Raw genomic sequence first — 16,467 nt, forward strand, 5'->3', positions numbered from 1 at the left:
TGCTTACTCTATAAAGTTAGAAACACTGTATAAAACTGACAAACGAGATAATCGCAACCGTTAGGTGAAGAAAAGTATTCTATAAAGCAGATATTTAAGACGAAAAAAAGCCCGGTCAGAACACACAAGAACCGGGCTTTCGACAACAATTTGGTTGGGGTAACTTTTACAGCGCTAGGTTTTGTTTTGCGCGGCTTAAGTTATGGTTAACAAGTTCGTTTTTAGAAATTTGCACTGCTTCATAAAAGTCAGAAAGTGCAGCAGTATCGTTTTCAGACATGATGCGTGCAACACCACGGTTACTAAGTGCAAACGATGTTAATTCGCGGCGTTTGTAACCTGGTACCTTACTTGTGCTTAGAAGAGAAATTGCTTGAGTACACAGGCTTTCCGCTTCTGAAAAATTCTTTTCTTTAACGCTTAATGCACAGCGGTTGAAGGCAGTTTCGTATTGGCTAGTTGCATTGTCATTAGTTTGAGCTTGCTCAATAACCATCAGTTTATAATCAGCTTGATCGGCTACTGCCATCGCTGAGCAAGTTAATAAAGAGCTAAGTGCAATAGTGGTTACAAGTGTTTTTAACATGATAGTTTTCCTCTGAATAAGTTGGTGTTTCTTGCCAACGAGTTAACTTTAAAATATTCCTATAAGCTAAACAAACGATTAAATTAAAACTGATAGATGAAGAAATTTAATCTATAGAGTAATTACTCAGTATTTGAGGCGTGGCGGGGTAGTAGAGGGGGGAATTTGAATATTAAAAAACCAGTTAAGCTATTAAACTTACACACTAATGTCATTGCTTTATTTCAGAGAGTGCCCCTAGCAAGTAGATTTGTAGGTATACGGCAGATATCAGAAGAATGGCTATTACTTTAGAGCTATTTTCAAAACTAAAATATCTGCCGTATCATGTTGTTCTTTTAATAAAATGGTATTTCCGTTTAGTGCTGTTATTTGACTACAAAACACTACGCAAAACTGTTGAAAATCATTACTTAGATTTTGAACACCTTGTTTATAATCATAAAAATTCATAGTAGGTGTCTGATTTTGTGTGTATTGATAGAAAAAACCATTTTCCTGTGGATAGACACTTAAAATAAAATGCTTATTATTTAAAAGGTTAGTGTCTCCATTGCTGATAACTCGGCCATTGTGAAAGCTCAGTAATTCGTCTTTATCATTTAAAAAGACTTCTTTATAGGTCAATTGTGTTTTCAATGACACTATCTGATTAGTAGTTAAATTAAACCTAACTATCTCGTCATTGTGAGTGTTCTTATCAACAAACAAAATGGCATCTGACTTTTTATACCACGCTATTGGTTCACCAATGATTTCATTTAACCATCTGACTGAGAATTGGTTCTGTTCAAACTCAATAATAAACGGTTTGTTATTTATACTGCTTGCTATGCGGGTACCCGATATGTCCCAGATAGGCTTTGATAAAGCAAATTCTTGCTTAGTGTTCTCAAACAGTAATGTTTCTTTTTCATTCTCTATATTTTTTAAAAAAAGTTGGGGTAGTCCATGTTTCATTGACATGTAGGCAATGTGTTTTTCATCCGGTGAAAGTGCAGCTCCTTTATCAATAGTGTTAGAGTTTATAATTTTGGTAGGAGTAGGCAGTAAATCTAAACTACTAATTAAGATATCTTGATCAGACTTAGCTTCAATAAAATAAAGCTTGTCTTTAACTATTTGGGGATAAACCAAAAAGTTATAGCTTTTAAAATTCAGAGTAGTTAGCTCTCCGCTTAATTTAAGTTGCTTTAACTCACTGCCATTGCTTAGCAGCAAAGAATCACCATCTTCAAACCAATCCATAAAATGCCAGTTATGATCGATTTTACCGACTGATGTAAGTTCGCTATTCGCTAAGTTTAAAAGCTTTACTTCAGATATTGCATTTTCATTAAACCCAACTAATGCTAATTGTTTTTGATCTGGTGATAAAGCGAGTTTATAAGGTTTAAAGTCATCACTTGGCTGGAGTAGTTTTTCATAATTGCCAGTTATCAAGTTATGGCGATACAAGCTTACATTTCGGCTGTGCTCGGAGCTATTTCGATTAGCCAAATAATAAAGGTTTTGCTGGTCATCTATAAAAAACAAACTGTTCCAAGTAATATCGCTACGCGAGAAAAGCTTTTCTTCATTTACTACTTTAGCCTGTTCATTCAGTAGTAAGCGGTTAAATGAGATACCTTCTTCTCCTTTAAATGAATAAACCAGTGCATTTGTGTTTTTATCCCATGCAAGATAGGTAAACGCTTTTAAGGTTGTATTTAGTTGCCAATGTGCATTTAATTTTAGGTCTTTGATTAAAAGCTTTCGCTTGTTTGGTTTATTGGTAGCTTGAATATAAGCGACAAACCGTCCATCAGGGCTTACTTGCATGAAGCGTTCTTTCTCATTACTTGCCGTAACTGGCTCAAGGTTCTCTAGAGAAATGTCATTACTTGAGCTAAAGAAACTAAAAAACAATATAAAGACAAATAGAACAGGGACAAGTAACAGTGTTTGTTTTAAATATTTTTTGTGTAGTAGTTCTTTAGATGAGGTGATTGCTTTCTTATCAGGAAAATGTATTTGAGCGTCAAGGCTGTAGCCTCGTTTTGGGTGTGTTTTGATAATGCTTTTGTTGTCATCAGACAATGCTTGCCTTAAAAGTGCGATATTTCTTCGAACTGAGTTTGGACTGTAAATTGCCTGTGGCCAGACAATTTCAAAAAGCATTTCGGCCGATAGAACTTGTCGCGGTCTTTGAGCAAAAACCAGCAGAAGAGCCATCACTTTAGGTTCTATAACTTGGACTTTACCTTCACTTACTACCTCGCCAGTTTCAACATCAATCAGAAAGTCATTAATACAAAATTGATTTGGCAATTCACTCACACTCAAAGCTAATCTTATCCTGTTGTTATTATTCGTTATTTTAAGCTTAATGCTTTCTTAATGTTTTCTTAATTGGTGCTTCATCGCTTTTTACGATTCATAACAGTAAAAAATTATCAAAAGGCCCAGTGCCATCTTAATCAATAAATAGTAAAAGGAATATAAAGTGAAGCAATATTTAATTACCCTTATAATTTTTATCTCTTGCATTAGTCAACAAGTACAGGCAACAAAAGAACTAGACTATAACAATTTGGCTAATCAATTCATCACTGTTTTGAACAGCAAAGATTTAAATAAGGTTGAAGGATTTGTAGTAAAGAACTTTTCGCCAGACTCTCTTGCGCGTTGGGATGGTACAGGCAAAGATCGATATGTTGGTTATTCTATCAACACCGCACTTTTTCATGGCGAGTTGAATGTTATTTCAACAGAGCTTGAAACCTCAAATAATCGTATACGACATATCAGTAAAGTGTATTCAAAAAATACCGAAATGCAGCACGAGGTGGTTATTCTTTTTAATAATGAGCCATTACAAGCAATTACGGGTTGGTATATCGAGGCTGACCCTCAAAACCCAGACTCTAAAGGTTCATTTACTGAGTCTCAATTAGTTAACGAGGTTAAAGAATATACTGAGAGGCTTGCTAAGAATGGCGCTTTCTCTGGCACAATCCTACTTGCCAAACATAATAATGTTTTATTTAACGCTGCATATGGCCTCGCTTCACATCGCTATGATGTAAAAAATAACTTAGATACTAAGTTTCAGATTGGCTCAATGAATAAGATGTTTACGAGTGTTGCTATATTGCAATTGATTGAAGCTGGCAAACTATCTCTTGATGATTCGTTAACTAAATTTATTGATAAAAGCCTTTTAGGCAAGGGCGACTTTGAAAAAATTAAGATCCGACATTTATTAAGTCATACATCGGGTATTGGCAATATGTCTGGGTATAGCGAAATAGAAAATAAAGTGCGTTCGCTCAAAGATATTCAACATTTATACACGTCTATTAACACAACATTTGAACCTGGAACACAATGGCGATATAGCAATACAGGTGTGACATTACTTGGTCAGATTATTGAGAATGTTACTGGCGAAAGTTATTTTGATTTCATTAACAAAAATATTTATCAAAAAGCCAACATGCAACAAAGCGGAAGTTTTGATCTAGACGTACCGGTCAAGAACACTGCTCGGAATTATTGGTTCTCAGTAGAAACGGGTCAAGTAACTGAAAACTTAATGTTTCAATCAGTGAAAGGGGGGCCAGCAGGTGGTGGATATTCAACGGTAGGCGATTTACATAAGTTCGCCTTGGCTATGCAAAATGGAGGGTTACTCAGTCGTGAGCTTTCTAAAGTTGCCCTTACAGCAAAGCCTGAACTTAATGCGCCAAACTGGGGCTATGGGTTTTCAGTCCGAAATTCAGAAGGAAATACGATTGTTGGGCATAATGGTTCGCATTTAGGTATGACTGCCAGGTTAAATATGTATATGGACAAGGGGTATATTTTAGTTGTGTTAGGCAATTATCAATCTTCTGCATGGCCTGTTGTGGCAAAAGTAGATCAACTAATAAAGCGTTTGTAAAAATTAATTAAAATTAGGGGCGTATTAAAGCCCCTAATAAACAACATGCAAATCTATTATTGTTAAATTTAATAACAATGTAATGGTTTTACGTTGTGGCAGTGTTTGTGTCAGTAGGCTATTCCTTGTTTAAAATGCGCTCTAATTTTATATGTAGCAATCGGTTAGTAACTTTGTTAAAACTAAACTTCTTAAATACCAGGTGTTAACATCATAAAGGGATACTGGTGCAAGCATATAAAATCAGCACGGATAAAACTGACCTCGATATTGATGTAATTTACAGGTTTATTTCAAAAAGCTACTGGGCGTCCGGAATACCAAAGCAGACGCTAGAAACATCCATTTCAAACTCATTTTGTTTTGGTGTCTATGATAGCCATAATTCTCAAATAGGTTTTGCCCGCCTCATAACAGACAAAGCAACATTTGCCTATCTTGCCGATGTATTCATAGTAGAGAGCCATCGAGGCAAAGGATTGAGCAAGTGGCTAGTTGAGAGCATAGTCTCTCACCCTGAGCTTCAAGGCTTAAGGCGTATAGTATTGGCAACAAGAGATGCGCATGGTTTGTACGCCCAATATGGTTTTCAACCAATTGAGAATCCAGAGATGTTCATGCAAATTTGGAATCCAAATGTTTACCATGATCTAGAAAAGTAACAACAATTTAAAGGTTTTATAAAACCAACTACATTTAATTCGTGGTGAACTTAGCGTTTTATAGCAGTGTTATCATATACAGGCATTAGTAAATTTAGGACAGAATTATGAAAACAGGACTTTTATCAATCGGGTTTTTAATTATATCAAATGTAAGCTTTGCTGATTGTAAAGTAGAACTTGAAGAAAGGTTAAAAGACGACTTGAACCTCACATACCAACAATTTGATCAGACATACGATGCTGGGTTTAGATTGTTAGAGAAATCAGGTTGCCATGCTGAAGCCGCAATTCTAATAAAACGTTTTATTTCTCACAATAATTCAAAAGAAAGCTCATTAACTTGGCATTTAGCTCAAATGGAAGGGCTAGCGGGTGATTATCAACAAGCTGTATTTCACGCTAAAAAAGTATTGGATCCCGATGAGAAGCTAAGTAGTTCAAAAATGTATTGGAATGACTTTGTGTTAGGAAACATCGCCTTTTGGAATAAAGACAAAGCAAAACTAAAACAACACATAGCGAATATTGAAAAGGGACAAAGTTTTAAACCTAATAAGATAAACCTGAACTACTTAAATCAGTTACTCAAACATTTTGATTTAAGCTACAAACAAGCACTATCTGTGTAGCCAACTACGTAGACTGAATTACAGAAACATCAACGTATCTGACTTAAACCTTACAAATATTACTAAATATATTATGCAAAAATTATCTAAAGCTCTTTTACTTCCAACATTCATATCTGGAGTGCTTTCATTTAAGGCGTTTGCTAACGCCCAGTCAGCTGACGTCGAAGTAATTAATCTCGCTGATGATTTTTATACTTTATATCAGTCAACCCAGACTTTGACACAAGAAAAGAGAGCAGAGCAGTTCTCTCAACATTTCGCTTCTCAATTTGCACCTTTTTATAGTGATAAAAGCTTTTTAAAAGCTATTGCGGGTTTTAGTGCAATAGAAGAGGTTTATCACTCAAAAAATAAGCGTTTATCTAAAGATTTAAATAGCAGTATGGAATCATTCATTGCTACTTTCCCCGATTTCAAATCTGAAACACCCATTTACATACTTCACTCGCTTGGAAGGTTCAATGGTGCAACTCGTGATTTGAATGGTAAGTCTTACTTAATGTTTGGTGTCGATCTTATGGCCAAATATCATAATTGGAAAAATGATACGCCATTTTTTCATCACGAACTATTTCATGTTTATCATGAAAATTTATTTCAATGTCATGTTGAGCTATGGTGTTCGATTTGGACTGAGGGTTTAGCAACTTACGTTTCACATCAATTGAGCCCGTCAGCGAGTGATGATGAATTGATGCTAAACATACCTGACAATCTGATTGAAAAGATTCAATCAAGAGAGCTGTATTCTCTCGTTGACCTTAAGAAAAAGTTTTATTCAATAAAGCCTGAAACATATTCTTCATTTTTCAATTTCACACAGGACGAGACAAACCTACCATACAGGCGAGGTTACTATCTAGGTTATATTTTAGCTAAAGAAATTGGCAAAAATTACAGCTTAGAACAATTGGCAAAATTGGATAAAAAGACCGTAGAGAGCCTATTACTTAAAGAGCTTGATTCATTAATAGAATCGCAAAACAAAAAACTAATAACACATAAACGACAAAACCCAGCCGAAGCTGGGTTTTGAGACAACACAATTCTGTGAGAACTTATAAAGCTAAGCTCTTTTTAGCACGAGTTAAGTTGTGTTCAACTAACTCGTTACCTGAAATTTGTACTGCTTCGTAAAAGTCAGACAGTGCTGCAGTGTCGTTTTCAGACATGATGCGGGCAACACCACGATTGCTTAACGTAAACGACGTTAATTCGCGACGTTTATGACTAGGTACTTTACTAGAACTTAGTAAGCTGATTGCTTTTGAGCATAGTGTTTCAGCTTCAGAGAACTTTTTATCTTTCACACTCAAAGCACAGTCATTAAATGCTTGTTCGTATTGACGGTTTTCTGCAACATTAGCAGTAATAGACTGGTCAATTACCATCAATTTGTAGTCACTTTGATCAGCCACTGCCATAGCTGAACAAGTTAATAAAGAGCTAAGTGCAACGCGTTTCATAAGTGTACTAAACATAATCTTTTCCTCTATTTAAATCGGTATCAATCGCCGACAAATGAACTTTAATTGAACAGCGCAAATTCAACAAACGATAAAAAATGACCTAATAGATGAGGAAATTTAACCTATAGACTTTAGTCTAATGCAGTGAATTAATCTTTGAGCCGTCAGCCTTCTGAATCTGACCCCGATAAAGTAGACACGGGGTTTTAATACCTAAAGAGTACGGAAAACAAACAAATTGTTGTTAATTAAAAATAAAATCGGTACTTTATGGTGGTATGTATAGTCATTGAGTTTATTCATAAAAATAAGCGTATAACCATGAAACTGATATTCGCGTTGTTACTTATAGGGCCTGTTATTGCCAATGCTGCTGAAGATAAAGTCGCTGTTTATCTTAATTTTGAGCAGGCTTATTTGAGCAACGATGTATCTTTGTTTGCCCCATTATTAAGTAAAAACTATACGATTAAACAAACATTACATATTCGAGGGATAGGGTCAGATACTGTGCCTGTTACTAAAGCTGAGTTACTTGAAGGCATGAAGCAAAACCCAAAGCCTAGTTCATTGCCGCGCTCAAAAGCTGAATCAGTCAAAATAGAAACAATTTCAAAAAGACAATTTTGTGCACGTTCACAAACTTTAGATCAAGTCGTTGTTGCAGGTAAAAACTACGAAGAGAAAGAGCAGCGCAAAGCGTGTTTTAAACATGAAAATAACCGCTATGAAGCCATAACACATACCATTGATGTTTATTACCGAAAGCTTTAACAGAGATAGTTTGAGATTCAGAAATTTCTGTATATCTAATAAACGTACTAACTGATATAAATTACGGATAAACCCTATAAATGAGATAAGGAAATATATATGAAAAAACAGTTAGGTTTAATAGCAGGGGCATTACTAGTATCAACAAGTTGTTTCGCAGCTGATAGTTTTCAAGTAGAAACAGTTGTTTATAAAGCGAATGATTTACTAGCATCGCCAGTAATGCTGGTGGAAGAAAAGCAACCTGCGACCATCTCTATAGGTGAGGGGTTTAGCTATGAAGTTACTGTGATACCACAACATAATAATACAGCAGCTGTAGAAACATCAATCACGCTCGCTGGCAGCTATTTTACACCTTCTTTTATTGTGGAATATGGTAAAAAAGCGTCATTTGAAATTGGTGAAAAAAAGTGAGTATTTTGGTGACCAAGTCTAAAAGCTAAATTTTAAAAATTGACCCTCAATTAACTTGAGGGTCATTACGCTCTATCACTCACTTAAGGTGTTTAAAAGTATCTATCATCCATTTAATAAATAGCTCTAGTTGTGCATTGGTTTCTGCCGGCTCGTGTTGTACTAAGTAGTACTTATCTTTGGTTTTTAGTGGCATATCGGTGAAATTAAATAACCACTGCTCATCAAACCAAGTTTGACTAATTGGCAAGGGGATAAGAGCAATACCCATGCCCTGTTGAGCCGCACGTGCCACACCAAACATACTATCAACCTGAATAATTTGTTTTGGTGCAAAGTCATCAATACCAGCATGCTCTGCCCATTGATGCCAAGCCCACGGCCGTGCTTTATGAAGAATAAGAGGTACTTCGTTTAAGGCCTGAAACGGGTTTTCTTGCCATGCTTGCCAGTTTTCTTTATTGCAAGCTGGTGTGTACGATAGCGAAAATAGCTCATGTACAACGCCTTCATGCGGTTTAGACGAAGACAATACAATAGACAAGTCGCTTTGCTTAGTCAGTTCTTTACGCGTTTTTAAGGTATTAAGCTGTAAGTTTGTATTTGGATGTTCGCTAGTCCATTCGCTTAGTTTTGGCATTAAAAGCTCACTGGCGAAAAACTCAGGTAGCGTAATACTAATAGTCACATTTTCTTGTAACTGACTAAACTCATTGATGGTTTTTTCTAGCGCTTTAATAAGCGGCGATACAGAGTCATAAAAATTCTTACCAGCCGCAGTTAAGCGGATAGAGCGGGTTTGACGTTCGAACAGTTCAATACCCAATTGTTCTTCTAATTGTTTGATCTGATGGCTTACGGCAGAAGGCGTAAGGTAAAGCTGGTTTGCTGCATCTTTAAAGCTAAGAGTGCGAGCAGCAAAACAAAATGAGCGTAAGCCACGTATAGGTGTTTGCATAGTTAATTTCAGTAAGTCTCAATAGCGCTTGTTAGTTAATTAACTGCTAAGCAATTATTATCCCAAAATGTAAAAAAATAGAGATTAAAGAATGAATATAGCTAACTCTTGCTATATTGTATAAAAAACAGCCGCGAATCGCTCGTTTAATCTATGTTTAGGCTAATGTTTAGCAAAAAAGTGATCTTAGCAGTTTTACCTTTTTGGTAATAGTCTAAGTAATAGATACTAGCGATTCACTAAGGTAGGGCATTTTATACTATTTATGTGACAAAATGGTGCGGCCAAAGGTGAACTTTAGATAAAAAAAATCCCTCTTGCGAGGGATTTTGGGTAACTCAGCGCCATTGGCACTGGGAATGAGGTCGGTACATGGGATGTAAGTAGCTTAAAAAGCCATCTCTGGAACATCACCTTCAACAAGCAATTTGCCTGCCGTTTTGCTAATGATTTCGTCTACCGACACGCCTGGAGCGCGTTCGATTAGATGAAATGCGCCGTCTTTAACTTCTAGTACGGCTAAATCAGTTACGATTTTCTTTACACAGTTAACCCCAGTTAACGGTAAAGTGCAACTTTCTAATAACTTAGAGTCGCCATGCTTGCTTGCATGAGTCATCGTAACAATAATATTCTTCGCGCCAGCAACGAGGTCCATCGCGCCACCCATGCCTTTAATTAGCTTCTTTGGGATCATCCACGATGCGATGTTACCGTTCTGGTCAACTTCAAATGCACCTAATACTGTTAAGTCTACATGACCACCCCGTATCATGGCAAAACTATCTGCACTATTAAATATTGCTGCACCTGTGGCTGCTGTCACGGTTTCTTTACCCGCATTGATCATATCTGCATCAACTTGGTCTTTAGTTGGGTACGCCCCCATGCCTAGTAAGCCATTTTCAGACTGTAGCATGACTTCGATGCCATCTGGGACATAGTTAGCAACTAGAGTAGGGATACCAATACCTAGGTTTACGTAATAGCCATCTTGTAGCTCTTGTGCAACACGCATTGCAACTTGTTCACGTGATAATGCCATTTTATTGCTCCTTAATCGCGAGTTGTTACACGTTCGATGCGTTTTTCAAAGTCGCCTTTGATCACGCGATTAACATAAATACCTGGGGTATGAATTTGGCTTGGCTCAAGTTCACCTGGTTCTACAATCTCTTCTACTTCAGCAACAGTAATTTTACCTGCTGTCGCAGCCATCGGGTTGAAGTTCATTGCTGTATGGCGAAATACAAGATTACCGTAGCGGTCTGCTTTCCAAGCTTTAACAATGGCAAACTCACCAGTAATTGATTCTTCTAAGATATACGGGCGGCCATCAAACTCTTTGACTTCTTTACCTTCGGCAACAGGGGTACCGTAACCCGTTGCAGTATAAAATGCTGGAATACCAGCACCACCAGCACGCATTTTTTCAGCGAGCGTCCCTTGCGGTGTCAAAACTACATCAATTTCGCCATTTAAAAGTTGTTGTTCAAAAAGCGCATTCTCGCCAACATAAGAAGCGATGATTTTTTTAATTTGTTTATCGTGAAGTAAAATGCCTAAACCAAAATCATCTACACCACAGTTGTTCGAAACAACTGTTAGGTTTTTAGTCTGTTTACGCTTAATTTCACTGATAAGTCCTTCAGGAATACCACATAAGCCAAAGCCACCAGCGATAATGGTATCGCCATCTTTTAAACCTTCCATTGCAGCTTCATAACTTGAAACCACCTTATCGAAACCGGCCATGAGCCTACTCCTTAATTATTCTGAGTGTTCTTTAGAGCAAGTGATACCTTGCTGACAGGTTGTTTATTTAATGCACTACAAATAGCCCAACCAGCTTTCGCCAGTCTTTCTAAATCAATTCCATGCTCTATGCCAAGCCCTTGTAGTAAGTAAACTACATCTTCAGTGGCAACATTTCCTGACGCGCCTTTGGCATAAGGGCAACCACCAAGGCCTGCAACAGCACTGTCAACCGTTGCTATACCGCGGTTTAGCGCGGTGTAAATATTTGTGAGCGCTTGTCCATAGGTGTCGTGAAAATGTACAGCGAGTTTCGACTTATCAATATGTTGCAAGAGTAAATCTAATAACTCATCTACTTTTTTCGCCGTACCCACACCAATGGTGTCACCTAGGCTAATTTCGTAACAACCAAGCTCGAGTAATCGCTCTGATACTTTTAATACATCATTGTAGTCGACATCACCTTGATATGGGCAACCCATAACGCAGCTAACGTAACCTCTAACACGAATGTTATTCGCTTTGGCAAAAGCCATGACATCTTTAAAGCGATCAATACTTTCATCAATAGAGCAGTTGATGTTCTTTTGACAAAACGCTTCGCTTGCAGCTGTAAAGATAGCAAATTCTTGTATGTCGACTTGATTAGCTGCTTCTGCACCACGTAAATTCGGGGTGAGGGCACTTAAATTAACGTCTGGTAAATTTAAAGCGCTTATTACATCGCTAGAATCAGCCATTTGTGGCACCCATTTAGGTGACACAAATGCGCCTGCTTCAATATCTTTAAGACCAGCTTCAGCTAGGGCGTTGATCAGTGCTACTTTATCTTGAGTACTAACGGCTGCTTCATTTTGTAAACCGTCTCTGGCGCCAACTTCTACAATGCGAACAAAATCAGGAAACTGTGCCATTACGCCTCCGGCTCTTCAACAATCGCTAGCATATCACCGTGACTCACCAGTTCACCTTCAGCAAAGCAATAGCTCGTTAATACGCCATCATGCGGGGCATTAAGAGTGTATTCCATTTTCATAGCTTCAATAATGACGACCGCATCACCTTTAGAAACAGTACTACCTACCTCAACTAAATGCTTAACAACAGTACCGTTGAGTGGCGCGGCAAGTGGTAGTGCATCACTTTCGTGCTCACTAATATAGTGTTTATCAATCAGCTCAAGCACCTTTTGTTGTGCTTTGTACATCACTGTGATGTGAGAGTCTGTTTGATTAATATGAGCAACAACTTTTTCGCCATTAACGACTAGGTTTGCAAGGCCATTTTCAACGTTGCCCGAAGTTGTATAGTCAACCCCGTCAAGGCTGATTCTAAAACCATCTGAGGTTTTAACCGCATGAACGTCTAGATCAACAAAAGGAATAGTGGTTTTAGCGTCACTGTTTAGCATAAAGCCTGTTAATTGTTGCCATGGGCTGCTGCTTTCACCTTTTAGTTGATGTGCATACGCATAGGCTGCCACCACGGTTGCAATAACTGACTGTTGCTCGTTTTTAGCAACAAGGCGCTCACCTTGGTCTTCAATAAAGTGCGTATCGGGTGCACCTGCTTGAAAAGTAGGGTGGTTAGTAAGGTTATGTAAGAAATTAACGTTACAACTAAAACCTGCTAGGTGAAATTGCTCAAGTGCTTTCGATAAACGCCCCAGTGCTGCCTCGCGGTTATCGTCATGAACAATTAATTTAGCGATCATAGGGTCGTAGAACGGGCTAATTTCATCACCTGCTGCAATGCCTGTATCTATTCGTACAAATTCAGATTCGTTCGGTGTAAATAGGGCGTCAATGTGACCAGAACACGGAATAAAGTCATTGCTAGGATCTTCCGCATAAATACGCGCTTCAAAACTGTGGCCTTGTAGCTGAATATCAGCTTGGTTAAGAGGTAATGCTTGACCTGCCGCAATGTTGATTTGCCAATTAACCAAATCAACACCAGTTACCATTTCTGTTACTGGGTGCTCTACCTGTAAACGGGTGTTCATTTCCATGAAGAAGAATTCATCACCGCATAATAAAAACTCAACCGTACCTGCACCGCGATAGTTAATCGCTTGGGCACAACGTACCGCTGCTTCACCCATTTCTTTGCGAAGTGCATCAGATAAACCAGGTGCAGGGGCCTCTTCAATAACTTTTTGGTGACGTCGTTGTAAAGAACAGTCACGATCGCCTAAGTACACACAGTTACCATGACTATCGGCAAAAACTTGTACTTCAACATGGCGAGGTTTAGTGACATAGCGCTCTAGAAGTACTAAGTCGTTACCAAATCCGGCTTTAGCTTCACGTTTTGCGCCTTCAAGTGCACTGATAAAGTCTTTTGCGTGTTCAACAACTCGCATGCCTTTACCACCGCCACCAAAGGCTGCTTTGATTAGTACTGGATAACCAATTTTTTCAGCTTCTTCTTGTAAGAAATCAGTATCTTGATTGTCACCATAATAACCAGGCACTAAAGGCACATTTGCTTGGTGCATAATTTCTTTAGCACGGGTTTTTGAACCCATGGCTTCAATGCTTGATGCTGGCGGGCCAATAAAAGCGATATCATTTTTTTCGCATGCTAGTGCAAAGTCACAGTTCTCTGATAAAAAACCATAACCAGGGTGAATACAATCAACATCAGCATGTTTTGCAACGTCGATGATTTTGTCTGCTACTAGGTATGAATCTTTACTTGGTGCAGGGCCAATGTGATACGCTTCATCAGCTAGCTTTACATGCTGAGCATGTTTATCCGCATCTGAGTACACAGCGACCGTCGTTAAGCCCATTTGTTTAGCTGTACGCATAACACGGCAGGCAATTTCACCACGGTTGGCAACGAGAATTTTTTTCAATGATTTTGTTGTCATAATGGTTCCTATTTCTGCCAGTTAGGGGCACGTTTTTCAAAAAAAGCAGTGAGACCTTCTTGGCCTTCTTCAGATACACGAATGCGTGCAATGCGCTCAGCGGTTAATTCAATAAGTGCATCATCAATTTCTTTACCTGCGACATCATTAATAAGCTGCTTCGCTGCTTTGACAGCGACAGGGCCATTGTTAACCAGACTTTGTAAGTGTTTGTCGAGGGCTGTTTGTAAATCGCCAGTGACCTGGTGAATTAAACCAAGTTGCTTAGCCGTGTGAGCGTCAAATATCTCTGCCGTTAAAAAATAACGACGTGCAGCGCGCTCACCAATGGCTTTAATAACATAAGGGCTGATAACTGCAGGAACGAGACCTAGCTTTACTTCACTTAGGCAAAATTGTGCATCGTCTTGACATATAGCTATATCACAACAGGCAATTAAGCCTAATGCACCGCCAAAGGCTGCACCTTGCACTGCACAAACCGTTGGGTGAGGGCTTGTAGCAAGTACTTTCATAAGCTTAGCGAGCTGCATTGAATCCGCTAAGTTTTCAGCAAAGTCATTGCCAGCCATAGATTTCATCCAGTTTAAATCAGCGCCAGCAGAGAAGTGCTTACCTTCGGTTTTAAGAACCAGTGAGCGCACATCACAGCTATTTGCATGTTCAATTAAACGGATCAGTTCACTGATGACTTCTTCGTTAAATGCATTGTGTTTTTCAGGGCGACTTAGTACCAGCACAGCCACATTTGATTTTGTTATTTCGAGTGTTACTGACATAAGGCCTCCATTACATTCTAAATACGCCGAACTGTGAATCGCGCTCTGGTGCATTTTTAGCTGCGCTTAAGGCAAGCCCTAATACATTGCGAGTATCAGCAGGATCGATAATGCCATCATCCCAAAGGCGGGCACTGGCGTAATATGGATGACCTTGTTTTTCGTATTGCTCGATAATTGGCTTTTTAAACTCGCTGACTTGCTCATCAGTCATGCTTTCGCCTTTACGGGCTAAACCATCTTGTTTAACTTGTGCTAGAACGCCAGCAGCTTGTTCTCCACCCATCACAGATATACGGGCATTTGGCCACATCCACATCATGGTTGGTTCAAACGCGCGGCCACACATACCGTAGTTACCAGCTCCATACGAGCCACCGATTAACACTGTGAATTTTGGTACATCAGCACATGACACTGCAGTTACCATTTTTGCACCATGCTTGGCGATGCCTTCGGCTTCGTATTTTTTACCAACCATAAAGCCAGTAATGTTTTGTAAAAACACCAAAGGGATTTTGCGTTGTGCACATAACTGTATAAAGTGCGCGCCTTTTTGCGCTGATTCACTGAATAAAATGCCGTTGTTGGCAACAATACCCACAGGGTGACCAAATATTTTTGCAAAGCCGGTTACTAAGGTTTCGCCAAAATAGCGTTTAAATTCATCAAATGATGAATCATCAACAACACGGGCAATCACTTCGCGGACATCAAATGGTTTTTTAAGGTCGGTACCAACAATGCCGTAAATTTCGTTAATGTCGTAACGCGGTGGTTTAACATCATCAAGTAAGGGTGCAGTAGGGCGCTGATAGTTAATTCGTTCGATACATTGGCGCGCGATAGAAAGTGCATGAGTATCGTTTTCAGCATAGTGGTCGGCAACACCTGATGTTTTACAGTGAACATCAGCACCACCCAGCTCTTCAGCACTCACTTCTTCACCTGTAGCCGCTTTAACCAGTGGCGGACCTGCTAAGAAAATTGTACCTTGTTCTTTTACGATAATACTTTCATCAGCCATAGCCGGTACATATGCTCCACCTGCGGTACATAAACCCATTACGACCGCTATTTGTGGAATGCCTTTACCAGACATACGTGCCTGATTGTAGAAAATACGGCCAAAGTGTAATTTATCTGGAAATACATCATCTTGTTCAGGCAGGTTTGCACCGCCTGAATCAACTAAATAAATACACGGTAAATGACAACGTTCTGCGATATCTTGTGCACGTAGATGTTTTTTCACCGTTAGTGGAAAGTATGTACCGCCTTTTACAGTTGCATCATTGGCGATGATCATACATTCAACGCCTTTCACACGACCAATACCGGCAACAACACCCGCACATGGAATAGCTTGTTCGTACACACCAAAGGCAGCAAATTGAGAAATCTCTAAAAATGGCGAGCCTTCATCAAGTAGCGTTTCAATTCGGTCACGAACAAACAACTTACCACGACCTTGGTGTCGCTCAATCAGGGCTGGACCACCACCTAAACGGATATCAGCTACCTTTTCACGCAAGTCACTTACGAGTGCTGCCATGTTGTCGTGATTTTGCAAAAATTGCGGATCGTGTGGATTTACACTCGATTTTAAAATCGTCATAACAAGGT

At 38.9% G+C, this 16,467-nt stretch carries 16 protein-coding genes; 6 read left to right on the forward strand and 10 right to left on the reverse strand.

Going from position 1 to position 16,467, the window contains the following annotated elements:
• Window positions 1–166: 166 nt before the first annotated feature.
• Together EVU92_RS12200 and EVU92_RS12205 are read right to left on the reverse strand one after the other, a co-directional pair.
• Window positions 167–586 carry a hypothetical protein gene (locus EVU92_RS12200; RefSeq protein ID WP_063705413.1) on the reverse strand — a complete coding sequence of 140 codons (420 nt, stop codon included), beginning with the start codon at window positions 584–586 and terminating at the stop codon, window positions 167–169.
• Between the two features lie 285 nt (window positions 587–871).
• Window positions 872–2,905 carry a winged helix-turn-helix domain-containing protein gene (locus tag EVU92_RS12205; RefSeq protein ID WP_130051448.1) on the reverse strand — a complete coding sequence of 678 codons (2,034 nt, stop codon included), beginning with the start codon at window positions 2,903–2,905 and terminating at the stop codon, window positions 872–874.
• A gap of 166 nt (window positions 2,906–3,071) precedes the next feature.
• On the opposite strand from EVU92_RS12205, the gene EVU92_RS12210 reads away from it, so the two are divergent.
• The 4 genes from EVU92_RS12210 (at window position 3,072) to EVU92_RS12225 (ending at window position 6,844) form a co-directional block, all read left to right on the forward strand.
• Complete coding sequence (locus tag EVU92_RS12210) at window positions 3,072–4,511, forward strand: serine hydrolase domain-containing protein (protein WP_130051449.1); 1,440 nt, start codon at window positions 3,072–3,074, stop codon at window positions 4,509–4,511.
• Window positions 4,512–4,738: 227 nt separating this feature from the next.
• The gene (locus EVU92_RS12215) at window positions 4,739–5,173 is read left to right on the forward strand and encodes a GNAT family N-acetyltransferase (RefSeq protein WP_130051450.1); all 435 of its coding nucleotides are present in this window, start codon (window positions 4,739–4,741) and stop codon (window positions 5,171–5,173) included.
• Between the two features lie 107 nt (window positions 5,174–5,280).
• Window positions 5,281–5,805: a hypothetical protein gene (locus EVU92_RS12220; protein WP_130051451.1), complete on the forward strand. Its 525-nt coding sequence runs from the start codon at window positions 5,281–5,283 to the stop codon at window positions 5,803–5,805.
• Window positions 5,806–5,878: 73 nt separating this feature from the next.
• Window positions 5,879–6,844, forward strand: coding sequence for a DUF5700 domain-containing putative Zn-dependent protease (locus EVU92_RS12225; protein WP_130051452.1), 966 nt, complete (start codon window positions 5,879–5,881; stop codon window positions 6,842–6,844).
• A gap of 22 nt (window positions 6,845–6,866) precedes the next feature.
• Here the strand turns inward: EVU92_RS12225 and EVU92_RS12230 are convergent, their stop codons facing one another.
• Window positions 6,867–7,289 carry a hypothetical protein gene (locus EVU92_RS12230; RefSeq protein ID WP_130051453.1) on the reverse strand — a complete coding sequence of 141 codons (423 nt, stop codon included), beginning with the start codon at window positions 7,287–7,289 and terminating at the stop codon, window positions 6,867–6,869.
• 309 nt (window positions 7,290–7,598) lie between these two features.
• On the opposite strand from EVU92_RS12230, the gene EVU92_RS12235 reads away from it, so the two are divergent.
• On the forward strand, window positions 7,599–8,051 hold the full coding sequence (locus tag EVU92_RS12235; protein ID WP_130051454.1) for a hypothetical protein: 453 nt from the start codon (window positions 7,599–7,601) through the stop codon (window positions 8,049–8,051).
• A 99-nt stretch (window positions 8,052–8,150) separates the two neighbouring features.
• Window positions 8,151–8,468 (forward strand): hypothetical protein, encoded by a 318-nt coding sequence (locus EVU92_RS12240; RefSeq protein ID WP_130051455.1) that lies wholly within the window; start codon window positions 8,151–8,153, stop codon window positions 8,466–8,468.
• Window positions 8,469–8,547: 79 nt separating this feature from the next.
• On the opposite strand, the gene EVU92_RS12245 is transcribed toward EVU92_RS12240, so the two are convergent.
• The 7 genes from EVU92_RS12245 to EVU92_RS12275 all read right to left on the reverse strand — a co-directional run bounded on the left by EVU92_RS12245 (window position 8,548) and on the right by EVU92_RS12275 (window position 16,459).
• Entirely contained in the window at window positions 8,548–9,426 is an 879-nt protein-coding gene (locus EVU92_RS12245) for a LysR family transcriptional regulator (protein WP_130051456.1), read from the reverse strand.
• A 388-nt stretch (window positions 9,427–9,814) separates the two neighbouring features.
• Window positions 9,815–10,471, reverse strand: a complete 657-nt coding sequence (locus EVU92_RS12250) for a 3-oxoacid CoA-transferase subunit B (protein WP_054561524.1) — start codon at window positions 10,469–10,471, stop codon at window positions 9,815–9,817.
• A gap of 11 nt (window positions 10,472–10,482) precedes the next feature.
• A complete protein-coding gene (locus tag EVU92_RS12255; RefSeq protein WP_130051457.1) occupies window positions 10,483–11,181 on the reverse strand; it encodes a CoA transferase subunit A in 699 nt (232 codons plus the stop codon).
• Between the two features lie 11 nt (window positions 11,182–11,192).
• Window positions 11,193–12,098, reverse strand: a complete 906-nt coding sequence (locus EVU92_RS12260; protein WP_130051458.1) for a hydroxymethylglutaryl-CoA lyase — start codon at window positions 12,096–12,098, stop codon at window positions 11,193–11,195.
• The gene (locus tag EVU92_RS12265) at window positions 12,098–14,062 is read right to left on the reverse strand and encodes an acetyl/propionyl/methylcrotonyl-CoA carboxylase subunit alpha (protein WP_130051459.1); all 1,965 of its coding nucleotides are present in this window, start codon (window positions 14,060–14,062) and stop codon (window positions 12,098–12,100) included. Before EVU92_RS12265 ends, EVU92_RS12260 begins: the two co-directional genes overlap by 1 nt.
• Before the next feature lie 8 nt (window positions 14,063–14,070).
• Window positions 14,071–14,841 carry an enoyl-CoA hydratase/isomerase family protein gene (locus tag EVU92_RS12270; RefSeq protein WP_130051460.1) on the reverse strand — a complete coding sequence of 257 codons (771 nt, stop codon included), beginning with the start codon at window positions 14,839–14,841 and terminating at the stop codon, window positions 14,071–14,073.
• A 10-nt stretch (window positions 14,842–14,851) separates the two neighbouring features.
• Window positions 14,852–16,459, reverse strand: coding sequence for a carboxyl transferase domain-containing protein (locus EVU92_RS12275; RefSeq protein ID WP_130051461.1), 1,608 nt, complete (start codon window positions 16,457–16,459; stop codon window positions 14,852–14,854).
• Between the last annotated feature and the right edge of the window lie 8 nt (window positions 16,460–16,467).

The sequence above is a fragment of the Pseudoalteromonas sp. MEBiC 03485 genome (assembly GCF_004195145.1).
In the GTDB taxonomy this organism is placed as follows: Bacteria; Pseudomonadota; Gammaproteobacteria; order Enterobacterales; family Alteromonadaceae; genus Pseudoalteromonas; species Pseudoalteromonas apostichopi.

Coding starts and splice junctions, on each gene's coding strand:
- EVU92_RS12220 (WP_130051451.1), top strand. CDS start 5,281: ATGAAAACAGGACTTTTATCAATCGGGTTTTTAATTATATCAAATGTA.
- EVU92_RS12235 (WP_130051454.1), top strand. CDS start 7,599: ATGAAACTGATATTCGCGTTGTTACTTATAGGGCCTGTTATTGCCAAT.
- EVU92_RS12240 (WP_130051455.1), top strand. CDS start 8,151: ATGAAAAAACAGTTAGGTTTAATAGCAGGGGCATTACTAGTATCAACA.
- EVU92_RS12260 (WP_130051458.1), bottom strand. CDS start 12,098: ATGGCACAGTTTCCTGATTTTGTTCGCATTGTAGAAGTTGGCGCCAGA.
- EVU92_RS12255 (WP_130051457.1), bottom strand. CDS start 11,181: ATGGCCGGTTTCGATAAGGTGGTTTCAAGTTATGAAGCTGCAATGGAA.
- EVU92_RS12230 (WP_130051453.1), bottom strand. CDS start 7,289: ATGTTTAGTACACTTATGAAACGCGTTGCACTTAGCTCTTTATTAACT.
- EVU92_RS12270 (WP_130051460.1), bottom strand. CDS start 14,841: ATGTCAGTAACACTCGAAATAACAAAATCAAATGTGGCTGTGCTGGTA.
- EVU92_RS12200 (WP_063705413.1), bottom strand. CDS start 586: ATGTTAAAAACACTTGTAACCACTATTGCACTTAGCTCTTTATTAACT.
- EVU92_RS12265 (WP_130051459.1), bottom strand. CDS start 14,062: ATGACAACAAAATCATTGAAAAAAATTCTCGTTGCCAACCGTGGTGAA.
- EVU92_RS12275 (WP_130051461.1), bottom strand. CDS start 16,459: ATGACGATTTTAAAATCGAGTGTAAATCCACACGATCCGCAATTTTTG.
- EVU92_RS12245 (WP_130051456.1), bottom strand. CDS start 9,426: ATGCAAACACCTATACGTGGCTTACGCTCATTTTGTTTTGCTGCTCGC.
- EVU92_RS12225 (WP_130051452.1), top strand. CDS start 5,879: ATGCAAAAATTATCTAAAGCTCTTTTACTTCCAACATTCATATCTGGA.
- EVU92_RS12250 (WP_054561524.1), bottom strand. CDS start 10,471: ATGGCATTATCACGTGAACAAGTTGCAATGCGTGTTGCACAAGAGCTA.